The organism is Agathobacter ruminis (assembly GCF_002735305.1).
Classification (GTDB): Bacteria; Bacillota; Clostridia; order Lachnospirales; family Lachnospiraceae; genus Roseburia; species Roseburia ruminis.
The window spans coordinates 1-14,988 of sequence record NZ_PDYG01000008.1; the positions used below are offsets into that span (position 1 = coordinate 1).

The 14,988-nt window shown below is 42.2% G+C and carries 18 protein-coding genes; 14 read left to right on the forward strand and 4 right to left on the reverse strand.

Translation table 11 applies throughout. The features are described from left to right. Positions 1–158 precede the first annotated feature (158 nt). From atpE to atpC, 6 genes are read left to right on the forward strand one after another with little or no spacing between them, the layout of a single operon-like run. Complete coding sequence (gene atpE, locus CSX02_RS02450) at positions 159–383, forward strand: ATP synthase F0 subunit C (RefSeq protein WP_031545102.1); 225 nt, start codon at positions 159–161, stop codon at positions 381–383. 22 nt (positions 384–405) lie between these two features. After that, a complete protein-coding gene (locus CSX02_RS02455) occupies positions 406–888 on the forward strand; it encodes an ATP synthase F0 subunit B (RefSeq protein ID WP_031545104.1) in 483 nt (160 codons plus the stop codon). A 1-nt stretch (position 889) separates the two neighbouring features. Next, positions 890–2,902 (forward strand): F0F1 ATP synthase subunit alpha, encoded by a 2,013-nt coding sequence (gene atpA, locus CSX02_RS02460; RefSeq protein WP_099385565.1) that lies wholly within the window; start codon positions 890–892, stop codon positions 2,900–2,902. Positions 2,903–2,905: 3 nt separating this feature from the next. Continuing rightward, positions 2,906–3,907 carry an ATP synthase F1 subunit gamma gene (atpG, locus tag CSX02_RS02465; RefSeq protein ID WP_031545108.1) on the forward strand — a complete coding sequence of 334 codons (1,002 nt, stop codon included), beginning with the start codon at positions 2,906–2,908 and terminating at the stop codon, positions 3,905–3,907. Between the two features lie 5 nt (positions 3,908–3,912). Further along, positions 3,913–5,313 (forward strand): F0F1 ATP synthase subunit beta, encoded by a 1,401-nt coding sequence (gene atpD, locus CSX02_RS02470; RefSeq protein WP_031545110.1) that lies wholly within the window; start codon positions 3,913–3,915, stop codon positions 5,311–5,313. 14 nt (positions 5,314–5,327) lie between these two features. After that, entirely contained in the window at positions 5,328–5,744 is a 417-nt protein-coding gene (gene atpC, locus CSX02_RS02475) for an ATP synthase F1 subunit epsilon (protein WP_099385506.1), read from the forward strand. Here atpC and CSX02_RS02480 read toward each other — a convergent pair. Then, positions 5,716–6,192: a hypothetical protein gene (locus CSX02_RS02480; protein WP_099385507.1), complete on the reverse strand. Its 477-nt coding sequence runs from the start codon at positions 6,190–6,192 to the stop codon at positions 5,716–5,718. The genes atpC and CSX02_RS02480 overlap by 29 nt on opposite strands. Before the next feature lie 404 nt (positions 6,193–6,596). Between CSX02_RS02480 and CSX02_RS02485 the strand changes: the two genes are divergently transcribed. Genes CSX02_RS02485 through CSX02_RS02500 form a run of 4 tightly spaced genes read left to right on the forward strand, consistent with a single transcriptional unit; the run spans position 6,597 to position 8,393 of the window. Continuing rightward, entirely contained in the window at positions 6,597–7,277 is a 681-nt protein-coding gene (locus CSX02_RS02485; protein ID WP_099385508.1) for a DUF4417 domain-containing protein, read from the forward strand. Next, positions 7,267–7,644 (forward strand): hypothetical protein, encoded by a 378-nt coding sequence (locus CSX02_RS02490; RefSeq protein ID WP_099385509.1) that lies wholly within the window; start codon positions 7,267–7,269, stop codon positions 7,642–7,644. The genes CSX02_RS02485 and CSX02_RS02490 overlap by 11 nt, the downstream gene beginning before the upstream one ends. Then, a complete protein-coding gene (locus CSX02_RS02495; protein WP_099385510.1) occupies positions 7,641–7,985 on the forward strand; it encodes a hypothetical protein in 345 nt (114 codons plus the stop codon). The genes CSX02_RS02490 and CSX02_RS02495 overlap by 4 nt, the downstream gene beginning before the upstream one ends. A 12-nt stretch (positions 7,986–7,997) precedes the next feature. Then, the gene (locus CSX02_RS02500) at positions 7,998–8,393 is read left to right on the forward strand and encodes a hypothetical protein (protein ID WP_099385511.1); all 396 of its coding nucleotides are present in this window, start codon (positions 7,998–8,000) and stop codon (positions 8,391–8,393) included. Between the two features lie 102 nt (positions 8,394–8,495). On the opposite strand, the gene CSX02_RS02505 is transcribed toward CSX02_RS02500, so the two are convergent. The 3 genes from CSX02_RS02505 to CSX02_RS02515 are packed head-to-tail and all read right to left on the reverse strand — an operon-like array spanning position 8,496 to position 11,757. Further along, positions 8,496–9,671, reverse strand: coding sequence for an ABC transporter permease (locus CSX02_RS02505; protein ID WP_099385512.1), 1,176 nt, complete (start codon positions 9,669–9,671; stop codon positions 8,496–8,498). Further along, positions 9,658–10,803, reverse strand: a complete 1,146-nt coding sequence (locus CSX02_RS02510; RefSeq protein WP_099385513.1) for an ABC transporter permease — start codon at positions 10,801–10,803, stop codon at positions 9,658–9,660. Before CSX02_RS02510 ends, CSX02_RS02505 begins: the two co-directional genes overlap by 14 nt. Positions 10,804–10,815: 12 nt before the next feature. Then, positions 10,816–11,757 carry an ABC transporter ATP-binding protein gene (locus CSX02_RS02515; RefSeq protein WP_031545119.1) on the reverse strand — a complete coding sequence of 314 codons (942 nt, stop codon included), beginning with the start codon at positions 11,755–11,757 and terminating at the stop codon, positions 10,816–10,818. Positions 11,758–11,929: 172 nt separating this feature from the next. On the opposite strand from CSX02_RS02515, the gene CSX02_RS02520 reads away from it, so the two are divergent. The 4 genes from CSX02_RS02520 (at position 11,930) to CSX02_RS02535 (ending at position 14,959) form a co-directional block, all read left to right on the forward strand. Then, entirely contained in the window at positions 11,930–13,036 is a 1,107-nt protein-coding gene (locus CSX02_RS02520; protein WP_099385514.1) for a sensor histidine kinase, read from the forward strand. Then, on the forward strand, positions 13,036–13,656 hold the full coding sequence (locus CSX02_RS02525) for a response regulator transcription factor (protein ID WP_099385515.1): 621 nt from the start codon (positions 13,036–13,038) through the stop codon (positions 13,654–13,656). The genes CSX02_RS02520 and CSX02_RS02525 overlap by 1 nt, the downstream gene beginning before the upstream one ends. Positions 13,657–13,747: 91 nt before the next feature. Next, entirely contained in the window at positions 13,748–14,386 is a 639-nt protein-coding gene (locus tag CSX02_RS02530) for an HAD family hydrolase (protein WP_099385566.1), read from the forward strand. An 18-nt stretch (positions 14,387–14,404) separates the two neighbouring features. Continuing rightward, on the forward strand, positions 14,405–14,959 hold the full coding sequence (locus tag CSX02_RS02535) for a hypothetical protein (protein ID WP_099385516.1): 555 nt from the start codon (positions 14,405–14,407) through the stop codon (positions 14,957–14,959). The last annotated feature ends 29 nt before the right edge of the window (positions 14,960–14,988 follow it).

Consider the following 14,988-nt stretch of genomic DNA (forward strand, 5'->3'; position numbering starts at 1 on the left):
CAAACTGGTCTCAGTCGGGGTTACAATCTCCGACTGAGATAAACGCTCCGCGAGGATGCGAAAGAATGACGGCGAAAGAATCTCGCAGAAGGGTTAACACAGAACGGTTAACACAGAAAGATTGACACAGAAAGATTGGCACAGAAAAGGAGAAAAAAATGAGTACACTGATTGCTATTGGAGCAGGAATTGCAGTATTAACAGGTTTGGGAGCAGGAATCGGAATCGGAATTGCAACCGGAAAGGCATGTGAGGCAACTGCGCGTCAGCCGGAAGCAGACAGCAAGATTACAAAGAATCTGATTTTGGGTTGTGCGCTTGCAGAGGCAACCGCGATTTACGGATTTGTTATTGCATTGATGGTTATTGTAATGGTGAAATAGCTGATAAAGGCAGGTTGATGATATGATTCAAATTTCATTTTGGTCGATACTATTTACCGTTGTCAATTTGTTGATTCTGTTTATTGCATTTCGGATCTTCTTCTTCAAACCGTTGGCAAAGATTATTGCGCAGCGACAGAAAGAAGCGGACGAACTGTACGAGGAGGCGTTGAGCCGACAGAATGATGCGGAAGAATTAAAGAATTCTTATGAGCAGAAATTGATTGGCGCGGAGAGTGAAAGAAAACAGATTCTTGCCGAAGCACGTAAGCATGCGGATGGAGAATATCAGAATATTCTCGCGGATGCAAAGAGTGAGGCAAGTCAGATACACAAAGATGCAGTTGCTGCAGCAGAGCATGAAAAGAAAGAAATCATTGGTTCTGCGCGCAAAGAGATCGCACAGCTGATTGTAGATGCTACCACCAAAGTGGTTGGAAGCAAGAACAGTGCTGAGGTCGACAGCGACTTATACGAACAGTTTTTAGGAAAAGCAGGTGAATAGCGTGAGAGAAAAATCAATTGAATACGCCAGAAGTCTGCAAAATCAGGTGAATGCCAGAGCAAGTCTCGATGCGGCATTGTCCATTATGGATGCAGTGCCTGCAATTCGTGAGCAACTGGAGAATCCAACGGAATCACTCGAAAAGAAAGTATTGGTTGTGGATCGGATTTTTCCGAAGGAGATTCGCAATTTCCTGAAATTGTTATGCGATAACGGCGATTTTGACTGTATCGAAGAGGTGCGTGAAGCACTCGAAGAGCAACCGCAGGGTCAGAAGGATGTCGTAGAGCGGGCCAGACTGACCTATGTGACAGCTCCAAATGAGGAGCAGCTCGCAAGAATCCGACAGTTTGTGGTCAAAGAGACCGGAAATGAAGCGGTTGAGATTGATTTGAAAGAGGACGAGACGTTAGGAAGCGGTTTTGTACTTGAGATTGGCTCCAAGGAATATGACTGGAGTGAGCAGGGACGAATCAATCAGTTAAAAGAAAAATTGAATATGGCTTCCGCAACTGCAAGTGAGAAAGGGATTCTTTCGATTCTGCAGGCGAGCGTGGAAGATTTTGAACTCGAAGCAAAGGACAACGAGATCGGAATTGTCAACTATGTCGGCGATGGAATTGCCAATGTCGATGGCATCGATCATGCATTCTACGGCGAAATCGTCATTTTTGACTGTGGCGTAAAAGGCATGGTGCAGGATGTCAGACGAGATGAAATCGGTGTCATCCTGTTTGGACGCGACACGGAAATCAAAGAGGGCAGCCGCGTGGTACGAACCGGAAAAATGGCAGGTCTGCCGACCGGAGAAGCTTTTTGCGGCAGAATTGTCGATGCGCTTGGTGCACCGCTGGATGGAAAAGGCGATATTGACGCGGACGATTTCAGACCGGTGGAGACTCCGGCACCGGGTATCGTAGACCGAAAATCGGTTACAGTGCCGATGGAGACCGGAATATTGGCAATCGATTCGATGTTTCCAATCGGTCGCGGACAGCGTGAACTGATCATCGGCGACAGACAGACCGGTAAGACCAGCATTGCGACAGATACCATCTTAAACCAGAAGGGAAAAGGTGTCATCTGTGTTTATGTTGCAATCGGACAAAAAGCATCCACGATTGCAAAACTTGTGAATACATTGCGCGAACATGATGCGATGAGCTATACGATTGTCGTTTCGGCGACTGCGTCCGATCCGGCACCGTTGCAATATCTTGCACCTTATTCCGGAACTGCGCTTGCGGAGTATTTCATGTATCGCGGCAAGGATGTGCTGATTATTTATGATGATTTGTCAAAGCATGCGGTTGCATACCGTGCAATTTCATTGCTGTTGGAACGATCTCCGGGACGAGAAGCTTACCCGGGTGATGTTTTCTATCTGCACTCGAGATTGCTGGAGCGCTCTGCGCGACTGACACCGGAAGCCGGTGGTGGATCGATTACCGCATTGCCGATTATCGAGACGCAGGCCGGAGATTTGTCTGCATATATTCCGACGAATGTCATTTCTATTACGGACGGACAAATCTTTTTGGAATCAGAATTGTTCTTCTCAGGACAAAGACCTGCGGTCAATGTAGGACTTTCGGTTTCCCGTGTAGGAGGCGCTGCGCAGACCAAAGCGATGAAAAAAGCGGCAGGATCCATCCGAATTGATTTGGCACAATATCGTGAGATGGAAGTGTTTACACAGTTCTCATCTGATTTGGATGAGGCGACAAAGGCACAGCTTGCGCACGGAAGAGCATTGATGAATCTGCTGAAGCAGCCGTTGAATCATCCGCTTTCGATGGCAGCACAGGTAATTCTGCTTGTGAGTGCAAATGCGCATGTGTTCTCGGATCTCGAGGAAAACCAGATCAAACGGTTCCGCGATGACCTGCTGTCATTCTTTGCAGGCGAACACAGCGAAATTATCAGTGCAATTGAATCTTCCAAAGATTTGAGTGACGAAGTCAAAAATGCAATCATTGAAGCTGCAATGGAATTCAAGAACAATCAGGAGTAGTCTATGGCAAATACAAAGGAAATCCAGAATCGAATCAGCAGTATTCAGGATACCATGAAGATTACCAGAGCAATGTATATGATGTCTTCGATGAAATTGCGCAAAGCAAAGCAAAAACTGGAAGACACGCTTCCGTTTTTTGAATCGACACAGCGCGCAATTGCGGAGACGATGGCACATTTTCCGGACATCCGCAGCATTTATTTCGATAACCGAATCAAAGACGAGCAGGAGACTGTAAAAAAGAAAGGCTATATTGTCATGACCGGCGATAAAGGAATGGCCGGTGCATACAATCATAATGCAATCAAGGAAGCTTCGGCTTTGATTGATGATCCGAAAAGTGAGGATTATACGATGTTTGTCGTCGGGGAAGTCGGCCGTGCGTTTTTCATCGGACAGGGATATCATGTAGATGAAAATTTCCGCTTTTCCGCAAACAATCCTTCGATTCATCGTGCACGTGTGATTACAGAATATATCATTGATTTGTATTTGAAAGAAGAATTGGATGAGGTCTATATCATTTATACCAAGATGCTCAATTCGATTGCGGAGGAGACCAATGTCGAGCGCATTCTTCCGTTCAAACCGCACAAATCCATGCAGGCAGAATTCGAAATGAAGCTTGCCGGTGTAAAAAAACGCGAAGATGAAGCACACCATATCGAAACATTAAACAGTTATGAGGAAGAGGCGATGGAGACCGGAGATGACTGGTATGAATTTTATCCGTCACCGCGCCGCGTTCTCGAACGGCTCGTCTACAACTTTGTCACCGGATTTACTTACGGTGCATTGGTGGAATGCTCGGCAAGTGAGGAAAATGCACGTATGCTTGCAATGCAATCGGCAACAGACAATGCGGAAGCGATTCTTCATGAGTTGTCCATAGAATACAATCGCGTGCGTCAGGCGGCCATCACACAGGAAATCACTGAGGTGATCGGAGGCGCCAAGGCACTCAAAAAGAAAAAGGAAAAGAAGAAACAACAGGCGAGGTGATAGCAGTGTCAGAACAGATAGGTAAAATCGTCCAGGTCTCAGGACCTGTTGTAGACGTAGAATTTAAAGACAACAATTTGCCGGCTATCCGCGATGCGCTTTATGTCATGGTCAATGGGACAAAGCGTGTAATGGAAGTCTCCCAGCATATCGGCCTTGGTGTGGTGCGCTGCATTATGCTTGCGCCGTCGGAGGGACTTTGCAGAGATATGGAGGTTGTCGCGACCGGAGATGGAATTACGGTTCCGGTTGGAGAAAAGACGCTGGGACGACTCTTCAATGTACTTGGCGATACGCTCGATGGAAAGGAATCTCTCGCAGATGCTGAACATTGGAGCATTCATCGTGAGCCGCCGACATTTGAAGATCAAAGTCCGGTAGCGGAAATGTTGGTAACCGGAATCAAGGTCATTGATTTGCTTGCGCCATATGCAAAGGGCGGAAAAATCGGATTGTTCGGTGGTGCCGGTGTAGGCAAAACCGTATTGATTCAGGAATTGATTCACAATATCGCAACCGAAAGCGGCGGATATTCTATTTTCACCGGAGTCGGAGAGCGAAGCCGCGAAGGAAATGATTTGTGGACGGAGATGTCAGAGTCAGGCGTATTGGATAAAACCGCATTGGTATTCGGACAGATGAACGAACCGCCCGGAGCGCGTATGCGTGTGGCGGAAACAGGACTTACCATGGCGGAATATTTCCGTGATGTGCAGCATCAGGACGTGCTTTTATTTATTGATAATATTTTCCGTTTTGTGCAGGCTGGTTCGGAAGTATCTGCATTGCTTGGACGTATGCCGTCCGCAGTAGGATATCAGCCGACACTTGCCAATGATCTCGGAGAATTGCAGGAGCGTATCGCTTCCACAAAAAACGGATCCGTTACTTCGGTACAGGCCGTTTACGTACCTGCGGATGACTTGACGGACCCTGCACCGGCAACCACCTTCTCACATTTGGATGCCACTACGGTACTTTCGAGAAAAATCGTGGAGCAGGGTATTTATCCTGCAGTGGATCCGCTCGAATCCACTTCGCGTATTCTTGAGCCGGATGTTGTGGGCGAAGAACATTATCAGGTAGCGAGAGCCGTTCAGGAAATTTTGCAGAAATACAAGGAACTGCAGGATATTATCGCAATCCTTGGTATGGAAGAACTTTCCGATGAAGACAAGCAAACCGTTTATCGCGCGAGAAAAATTCAGCGATTCCTGTCACAGCCATTCTCGGTTGCAGAGAATTTTACCGGCGTGAAAGGACAGTTTGTTCCGATTGAAGAGACCATTCGCGGATTCAAAGCCATCTTAAACGGAGAAATGGACCAATATCCTGAAAACGCATTTTTCAATGTTGGTACCATCGAAGATGTGAAAAAGAAGGCAAAAGAAGAAAGTCGAAAATAAGTTAGGAGGCAGATATGGCATCCGCATACCATTTGACAATTGTAGCATGCTCAGGCATTTTTTATGATGGCGAATGTGAATCACTTATTTTCCCGGGAACAGATGGTCAGATTGAAGTGCTCAATCACCATGAAACCATGACCGGTGTGATTGAAATCGGGGAAATCAAATATCGCACGCCGGATCAGGTGTGGCACTATGCCATCATTTCGGATGGCTTGCTGACTGTATACAAAGACGGCAGTGTGAAACTGGTGGTTTATTCCTGCGAAAAACCGGAGGATATCGATCGGTTCCGTGCGCAGGAAGCACTTGAACGTGCGCAGGAACAATTGCGTCAAAAGCAGAGCATACAGGAATATCATATTTCGGCAGCCAATCTTGCCCGAGCGATGGCTCGACTCAAGGGGGCCGGAAAAGGGCCGAATTAGAAATGTAATTAGAAAAGATACTCCATTTCCTAAAAGGAAATAGGAGTATCTTTTTTGGTTGAATAATAATTTCCAGATCGCCATCTTTGTTGATTCCGCTAATCGTACGATTCTTATAGTCAAACATCATACAGTCTTTCACTTCCGTATTATGCTTACAATCATAGCCATTCACAGTAATTGTTTGATTAGTTTCATCAATGTGATAATACTTATCATCCATTCGAGAATAAAACTCTTTCATATCTGAAAAGGAAAATATGTCAAAAACGACTTTCAGCACATAATTTGGTTCGTAATCTTTTTCATATGTATCCAGACACTCTGGGATGAAGGTAAAATAAAAAGGGGTTGGCACAGTAATAGGTATATCAATCATATCATACGCACTGTAGCAAGATGAAATGATATATTCATCATCTTTATTCTCACGTAGAACATAATACATATTATCCTTGTAGAACAACTTTTCTTTTTTGCTATCATAGAATATTATTCCCACGTTTGAAAAATTAGAAGCTATTTTCTTTCATGTTATCAAATGTTCTTTAATAAGCAAATGGTATTTTGGTTCCAAATGGAAAAAGCTTTTTGTAATGGATTAAAATTATGCATTTTATGCAAATTGCAAAAATGAAAAGATTAGAGTTGAACTCTAAATAAGAGCAAGATATCATATATATAAGAAAGAGGTGATGCATATGGACATATAGGATTATGGAAGAAAAAACTGTTGGCGCAGTAGTTTTCTTTACATAGTTCAAATAATGAGGAACGATATGTTAAACATACCAAATTGTAGAATTGTTTAATATAGAAATTCCTCTAATATTAAGAAAACGAGGAATTTTTATGAATAAAATTTCTAATTTAAAAAATTTAATACAGATTACAATTGAATATCGTAACTATCTGAAACAAAGTGGTATTTCTTTTAATGAAGAAGGCTTTCCTATATTTGCGGAAGAAATGTTTTTAACTGATTGGCCTAAATTGGTAATTCCTTATTCGCAAAGAAAAAATTGGCGTGTGAAGAACCCACAAAAGACATTAATTTGCTTTTTTGATAGTGATTGTCATTTATATCCTAGATTGACCAAAGTGTTAGATGAAATTGATGAGTATAAGAAATATATGGGTGTAATCGGGATGGACGTAACGATTACGGACGATATGGATGAGGAATGGCAAGCTGTCATTGAACTAGTGAATCAAATGTTTTTGGCTATTCTAGCTGTAAATGGTGTAAAAATTGTAATTAATACCAGATCCGCAACTTTGGACTTGGCGAGAGTATTTAATAATTTTCCTCAGCAGGTAATGGCTGCTTCCGGATTCCTTGGCTGTAATATAATTGGCGATGAGAAAGACTTTAGTTATTTGGAAAAGATTCTTTATTTATTACCGAGCAAACTTGTTTTGTATGGAAAACAAGATAAGATTGTAGAAAAACAATTAGATGTCATGGGCATTGATTACAGAGTGTATTTAGATTTTCATAGATTATGTAAGGAGGTGCCTTATGTCAGATAGCAAAGCCGGTTATTCAATAGCTGCAAAATTTTATGCGCGTATTATGATTCACGGGAATATGCTTGATGCGATTAGATATTACAATAGTAAAATCCGTGAAGAAAAATACAACAAGAATTGGAAGAAACATATGGTTAACTTAAATGATATTGTTAATCGATTTACACCGGGGGCAAAAGGGAAAGTGAAAGGTGTGAAATTTGTATTTGAAAATTCAAATTACATTATAAAAGCAGATATGCCCTCCGGATATTTACGTATATATGATAAAAAAGCTAAAATGTATACGAAAATTGATGGAACTCCTAGCCGTAGTCTAGAAGAAACCCATTTTAAAATCATGAAAAGGAAGGAGATGAGAAAATGAGATTTCAACTTGCTAAAACATTAGATGGAATTGAAAAGTATGGTCCTGTTTATGATTTAGGATCGGGCTGGCCGGATAAAATTGAGGAGTATGTTGCAGATGATGTAGATGATTGGTTTTTAAACAATATGGTAGATCAAATTAATGCGTCGTGTGAAACGTTGCTTGATGACGGGGATTATGATTACCTTGATGCAGAAAAGTGTGCTAAACTTGTAAAACTACTTGATAATATTTCGAATGAATTTATACCGGAAGAGTATGAGATACCGATAGCCACATTAAAAGATTATGCAATAAGAGCAATTCATAATAATACCGGAATTTCAATTGAATTATAGGAGGACGAATCCATGAAATTATCATACAAATTATTCGGTGTTTTTTGGGACCAAAAAGAAATCCCCAAAGAATGTCCTTACGTAGAACTGGTTGAAGATATACTGTCAAATTGGCATGTTATTTCATTAAGTAAAATATTGGAACAAGAAGAAGTAGAAGAAATAAAGGAAAGCGCAAAGACAATAGTATTATTGATTGATTATCTTCCAATGGAAAAAAATACTATTGTAATGGACTTCTTTTTAAAAAGGTTACTTCAAATGACAGAGTATTATCATGCGAGAATGGTATGTACGGATTCTGAAAAAACATGTCGTTTAAATTTGCTGATAAGTAATTATTACAAAAGAAAAACACCGGAGAGATCGTTGGCGCAATCAGTCGGTGTTTTTCAAACGATATGTTAAACATACCAAATTGTTCTATTATAATATCATTTATAAAGTACGTATTCAATACTATAACTAAATATTCTCGTAGAAGCTGAAATATATTATATTTCAGCTTTTCTACGCAACCGCCTTCGCTTTCTTTTGCACATGCATCACGAAGTAAATCGTCATAAATGCAAGTGCGAAGAGCAGTTGCACGCCGAGGTTGAGCAGATATTCATCCGGGTTGAAGGCTTCTCCGTTGAAACCGGCCAGGATGTTGTTGTTGCGAATAAACCAGTAAGCCGGGAAGAAGCGTGAGATGCGAGTTACATTCTCAGCCAGCATCCATTGTGGGACGAAAACCCCGCAAAGGAAAGAGCTTCCCAGACCAATGACATTGGCAATCAACTGAAGTGCGTGCTCAGAGAGCGAGAAGGATGCGATGCACAGTGTCATGGTGACGATTACAATCAGATAGACAAAGCTGTTTGCTGTCATAAGTGCGATTGTCTCAATCGGATCGTAACGGTACATTCCGCCGAATCCGCCGGCAATCAGGATAATCAGCCATACCAGGATGCTGTAGCAGATGGCACCGAGTCCGATTCCGGCAGCTTTGCGGCGAGGCTTTAAGTAGCTGCAGGAGATGCGCGCTGCCAGATCTCTGTTATGGAAGGTCATCAGAATCGGTGACATGCTAAGGAGCAGAACTGAGATCAAAATATAAGCAAAATATTGGAAGAAATATCCGCTTGGAGAATTCCCGTTATTGGTTTTCTCAAAGGTAATCATTTCGACTTCGTTTGCATTTACTTTCTCCATTACATTGGCAGCTTTGCTTAACGAATCTTCCAAAGATTCAGAGGATGCCTGATAAACGGATAATGCCCGGAAATAGGAATCCACATCCTGGTTAAAGAAATATCCGGCAGCAGAATCGGTGCGCATGGAATGTGTTACCAGATTCTTGAAATTACCGTTCTTTAATTCTTCTTCGTATCCTTTCGGAATGGTAAGGACATATGAAATTTCTTCATAATACATATTGTCCTGAATCTTCGAAATGTCTTTTCCTTCAAACGAAATATATTTATGTTTGGTAGCCAGATAGTCCGTTAGTGCATGGCTTGCGACGGTATCATCCTCGTCGATTACGGTAAATTTCACGGACTTTGCTTCGAATTTTGAAGTGCTGCTTCCCTTATTGATATTGGTCATGACAACCATCAGAATCAGGAAGATGATGACATAGATGAAGCAGGTGCCAATATGCTTTTTTGCAATTTGGAAAAAGGTCTTAAAGTTGAGCATAGGTTTTTCTCCTTGTCATTAAAAATCCGGTGACACAAAACAGAATGATAAATCCAATAATTGTCAGGATGTTGGTATAAAAACGGCTTAGATCTTCGTACTGGCTTAAGCGGTAAAAACTGTCGGTCAAAAGAGCTGCCGGGTTGAGTCGATTGACAATCGGAAGGTGATTCTCAATCAGAATATTCATATTTCCAATCATCAATCCGCTCAAAAAGCAAAGCGGCATCGTAACTGCGAAGACCAGTCCCTGCTTTGCAGTCTGGTCGAAGTGACCAAAACAGCCAATGAAAAATCCGAGCGATACGCCGACGAAGCAGCCGAGAAACATTGTAAGGACTGTAAACGGCAGGCGGTCCAGCAATTGAATTTTTAAGATGAAAGCCATATAAGCAAATCCGACTGCATTGAGTACAAATTCATAAATGGTTACGGCAAGCAGTTCCGGAACGATGCGAATCAGTTTGTGGGTCGGGGCAACAGTGATTCGCTTTGCAAGCTCTGACAGGTTTGCCTGGTTGTGACAGGCAACCAATACCCCACCGACAGCAGTAAACAGACATTGCATTGCAAGCAGGTTAAAGAAATATTGGGTATATGGTGACTGATCCGGATGGCGTCCCAATGATTCGTTTGCATTGTAGGTAATCTCGGCTGACAATGCATCAATCATTTCCTGGTACTGCTCCATATGATCCGGCAGCAGTTCTGTCAGGGCATTTACCTGCATGTTGTAGCGGTCAACGAAAGTTTTGAGGATGCTTTGCTGCATGCTTTGTTCTTTCATATTCTCCGACACGCTCAGGCGAACCATCTCGCCGGAATGGAGAATGCCAACAATTTCTTTTTCTTTTAACTGTTCTTTGGCTTCTTCTTCCGTACAGTAGGATGCTTCCAAAAATCCGCCTTTTTCGGTTGACAGCTGCGTGATCACATTGTCGAGCTGTTCGTCATATACGGAATCGGATTTCACGATTGCAACCGGGATGGTCGAGATATTTTCTGTCGCTCCAAGATTTCCGAAAGCAATTTTGAAGAAGCTTCCGAGAATAATCGGAAAGAGCAGGATCCAAAAGGTATTGGCTTTATCGCGGAAGAGTGTCTTCCAGCTGAATATCATTGTTCTTAACATAACTTCCTCCCTTTAATCGCGTAATTCTTTTCCTGTGATTTCCAAAAAGACATCGTTCAATGTCGGAAGTGCGGAATGAATATGTCCGAAGGAATATTCTTTGCCCTGCAGATAATCCAGTACGCGAACGAGATTGTGGCTTCCGCCGTCACAGAGAATTGTCAGTTTGGAATCTTCAAAGGTGACAGAATAGACATGTGGAAGTGCCTTTAATGCCTCGATGTCATCTGCGGTGACAGATAAGATATCGATGGTGATGATTTCGCGTTTCTTAATCAGCTTTTTCAATTCTTCCGCAGTTCCCTGAGCAATGCATTTTCCATTATCGATAATAGCAATGCGAGAGCAAATCTGTTCTACTTCTTCCATATAATGGGAGGTGTAAATGATGGTTGCGCCCTGTCTGTTTAATTCCATAATGCCTTCGAGAATGCGGTTTCGGCTCTGCGGATCAACAGCTACGGTTGGCTCATCCAGGATGATCAGTTTTGGCTTGTGCGCGATTCCGCAGGCAATGTTTAGGCGGCGAAGAAGACCACCGGATAACTTCTTTGGATAGAATTTGCGGAAGTCTTCGAGTCCGGTGAACTGAATCGCTTCTTCTACATATTGCTTGCGCAGCTGCTTGTCATTGATGTATAATCCGCAGAAATAATCAATGTTTTCCTGGACAGTCAACTCCTCAAATACAGCAACATTCTGCATGACCACACCGATTTTTGCTTTGATATCATAGGCGTCAGCTTTCATCGGTTTTTCGAAGATTTCAATCTCCCCATTGTCATAAGACAAAAGTGAAAGAATGCAATTGATCGTTGTGGTCTTGCCGGAACCGTTTGGTCCAAGCAATCCAAAAATTTCCCCCTGCTTGATTTCAAGATTCAAATGGTCAACCGCCAGCAGTTCGCGATAGCGTTTCACCAGTTCCTTTACCTTTACGGCTGTTTCGTTCATATATAACTCCTCCTTCATTGTTTTCGTTTTGTTGTATTAAGCATAATGCTTCACCGGAATGAAAAACAGTGTTAGATGTCAGAACTTCAAAATGACATTTGTCATATTTTATGATAATCTTAATTTATGTTTGTTTTTGCAATCAAAAGGCGTATGAAGAAAGCGAAAATGTATGAGGGAGATAGTAGAAAAAAATCTGATATTGGTTTCCGGAATCATTCTTCTTGTGCTGACCACACAGGAAAATTATATCGTGATTGCAAGCCTGATTGGAATCATTGAAACGGAAAGCGCAATTGTACTTCAATATTTGTTTGACGATAAGAGAGTAGATTACGGATGGATGATACTTTGTCTGTGCATCTCATTTTTGTGGTGGCCATTGCTATTCTTTATGCCGGTGATTTCTTTTTCACTCGCACAAAAGGAAAAATGGCTGTTTATCCCCATACTGTTGCTGCCGTTTGCCGCAGAATATGCAATTGATTCTCCTTTTTTTGACAGGAAGTGGCCGGTCTGCACACTGGGAATTTTAATGGTACTTGCGATGCTTTTGGCCTATGAAAACTTAAAAGCAACCGCATATCGCCGTCAGTTTCTCAATCAAATCGATTCGTCGGTTGCACTCGAAAACAAATTGCAGCAACGCAATGCAGAGCTCCTTGCCAGCCAGGATGACTCGGTGCGGTTGGCGACCTTGCAGGAGCGAAATCGAATTGCGCGAGAAATTCATGATAATGTTGGTCATATGCTGTCCCGTACGATTTTGCAGACGGGAGCGTTGCTTACGATTTATAAAGAGGAGCCGCTTCACGGACAGTTGCAAAGCGTGAATGATTCGATGAATGAAGCGATGAATAATATTCGTGAGAGTGTACATGATCTTCACAATGATTCACTCGACTTAAAGCGCTCGGTAGAGGAAGTACTTGCTGAGTTGCGTGCGCATTATCAGGTTGATTATGAATATGATATGGGAACGGAAATTGCCAGCAACGTCAAATATTGTTTTCTTGCAATCGCAAAGGAAGCTACTGCGAATATCATCAAGCATTGCGACGGAACCAAAGTGTCTGTTGTTTTGCGAGAACATCCGGGATTTTATCAGATGATGGTTGCTGACAACGGAACCGGGAAGATTGACCGAGAGCATGGCGGAATTGGACTTCATAATATGGAAGACCGTGTGAAGGCAATCGGTGGAACGATTTCCTTTTCAGATGTAAATGGATTTAAGATATTATTATCGATTCCGAAGGAACAGGAGGGAATAAAATAGTGAATCTTATCGTATGTGATGACGATCAGCTCGTTGCACTTTCTTTGAAAACTATATTGGAAGCAGATTCGGAGTTGGCTGTGGTTGCATCCGGCAATGACGGGAAAGATGCGGTAGCTCTTTATGAGAAATATCATCCGGATGTGGTTTTGATGGACATTCAGATGAAGAAAATGTCCGGATTATGTGCTGCGGAAGAAATCCTGAAAAAGGATACGGATGCAAAGATTTTGTTGCTGACAACTTTTTCAGATGATGAATATATTATGAAAGCTTTGGAACTTGGCGTCAAAGGATATATTTTAAAGCAGGACTTCAATGGAATTGTTCCGGCAGTAAAAGCAGTCTACGGCGGACAGAGTGTGTTTGGCGGTGAGATTGTAAGTAAGATACCGGTACTGACCACGAAAAAGGAATCATTTGATTATGCGGTCTATGATATTACAGATAAGGAAATCGAGGTGATTGCTGAAGTCGGAAGCGGAAAGAGTAATCGGGAAATTGCAGATGCATTGTGCCTGTCGGAAGGAACTGTGCGCAATTATATCAGTACGATTTTGGAAAAATTGTCGCTCCGTGATCGTACGCAGCTGGCGGTGTTTTACTTAAACCACCGATAATCCTTGACTTCTTAAAGGGGAAATGGAGAAAGAGTATGATATAAATGTAATGTTGGAATAGAAAAATAAGAGATTGAGAAAGTTGGATGATATGAACGAGAAATTAGGATTGATTTTTGATATGGACGGAACCCTTTGGGATTCTTCAGAAAATGTGGCAAAGTCGTGGACAATTGCAAATGAAAAACTTGGCTATCACCGCGTGATCACAGTGGAAGACATGCAGTCTGTGATGGGAAAGACAATGACTGAAATCGCAGAAATCATTTTCCCGGATTTGCCATTGAAAGAGCGGATGGAGGCTTTGGAATATTCCGGAAATTTTGAGAACGAATATTTGCGCGAACATGGTGGCGTACTCTATCCTCAGCTGGAAGAGACTTTAAAAGAATTAAAGAAAAAGTATCATTTATATATTGTAAGTAATTGCCAGAGTGGATATATCGAAGCTTTTCTTGATTATTATCATCTGTGGGATTATTTCGAGGATACGCAGTGCTTCGGAGATAACGGATTGCCGAAGGGGCAGAATATTCGCCTGCTTTATGAGCGCAATGACTTGTTTGATGCGGCTTATATCGGAGACATTCAGGGCGATTATGATGCGACGATGGAGGCCGGACTTGCATTTATCCATGCCGCATACGGATTTGGAAAAATCAGTCATCAGGTGCCGAAGATTCAATCGCTTCCGGAATTGATTGAAGTAGCTGATCAGGTGCTGGAATAGAAGTTTTCGGGGGATGGGATGTATTTATACCATTATTATGATAAACGGTCCGGTCCGTTTCGCAGTTTGACCGCGCTTTCGGCGGAGCAGAGCAATTTGATTTTGGAGCAAATGAAAAAAGAACGTCCGGATTCAATGTGTGCAAAAAGAGATTTGGAATATATTAAGAAGCGCCGTAATTGCGAAGCAATTCTCAGGAGAGAATTCGCAAAGAAGGGTGGCATCATGGACCTTGACTCTCCACATTATATGGTTGTGGAGCATAGCCCGTGGTTAAGCACCTGGTATGAACAGGGTGACTTTTTAAAAATCCCAATCGATGCATTTGATACACGAAAGATTTCTTTTACTTATGGGGATTCCATGCCGACCTTCAGCCCGAAAGTACAAGATGGCAAAGAATATCGGAATCAGGTTTATACCTACGAAGAAATCTTGCGCATCATCGATCGATATGGTTTGCCACAGGAGTGGAATGATGATGGCGCACATGGGCCGGAGCGGTATATCGAGGCTCATGTGTGGACAAATGAACCGATTTCTCAAATAACTAATATTGGGATAAAAAACTAGATAAAAAACTAGATTAAAAAACGCATAAA

What these genes read in the sequence shown, in the direction of transcription:
- atpE (WP_031545102.1), top strand. Translation starts at nt 159, where the DNA reads ATGAGTACACTGATTGCTATTGGAGCAGGAATTGCAGTATTAACAGGT.
- CSX02_RS02455 (WP_031545104.1), top strand. Translation starts at nt 406, where the DNA reads ATGATTCAAATTTCATTTTGGTCGATACTATTTACCGTTGTCAATTTG.
- atpG (WP_031545108.1), top strand. Translation starts at nt 2,906, where the DNA reads ATGGCAAATACAAAGGAAATCCAGAATCGAATCAGCAGTATTCAGGAT.
- atpC (WP_099385506.1), top strand. Translation starts at nt 5,328, where the DNA reads ATGGCATCCGCATACCATTTGACAATTGTAGCATGCTCAGGCATTTTT.
- CSX02_RS02480 (WP_099385507.1), bottom strand. Translation starts at nt 6,192, where the DNA reads ATGTATTATGTTCTACGTGAGAATAAAGATGATGAATATATCATTTCA.
- CSX02_RS02485 (WP_099385508.1), top strand. Translation starts at nt 6,597, where the DNA reads ATGAATAAAATTTCTAATTTAAAAAATTTAATACAGATTACAATTGAA.
- CSX02_RS02490 (WP_099385509.1), top strand. Translation starts at nt 7,267, where the DNA reads ATGTCAGATAGCAAAGCCGGTTATTCAATAGCTGCAAAATTTTATGCG.
- CSX02_RS02495 (WP_099385510.1), top strand. Translation starts at nt 7,641, where the DNA reads ATGAGATTTCAACTTGCTAAAACATTAGATGGAATTGAAAAGTATGGT.
- CSX02_RS02500 (WP_099385511.1), top strand. Translation starts at nt 7,998, where the DNA reads ATGAAATTATCATACAAATTATTCGGTGTTTTTTGGGACCAAAAAGAA.
- CSX02_RS02505 (WP_099385512.1), bottom strand. Translation starts at nt 9,671, where the DNA reads ATGCTCAACTTTAAGACCTTTTTCCAAATTGCAAAAAAGCATATTGGC.
- CSX02_RS02510 (WP_099385513.1), bottom strand. Translation starts at nt 10,803, where the DNA reads ATGTTAAGAACAATGATATTCAGCTGGAAGACACTCTTCCGCGATAAA.
- CSX02_RS02515 (WP_031545119.1), bottom strand. Translation starts at nt 11,757, where the DNA reads ATGAACGAAACAGCCGTAAAGGTAAAGGAACTGGTGAAACGCTATCGC.
- CSX02_RS02520 (WP_099385514.1), top strand. Translation starts at nt 11,930, where the DNA reads ATGAGGGAGATAGTAGAAAAAAATCTGATATTGGTTTCCGGAATCATT.
- CSX02_RS02530 (WP_099385566.1), top strand. Translation starts at nt 13,748, where the DNA reads ATGAACGAGAAATTAGGATTGATTTTTGATATGGACGGAACCCTTTGG.
- CSX02_RS02535 (WP_099385516.1), top strand. Translation starts at nt 14,405, where the DNA reads ATGTATTTATACCATTATTATGATAAACGGTCCGGTCCGTTTCGCAGT.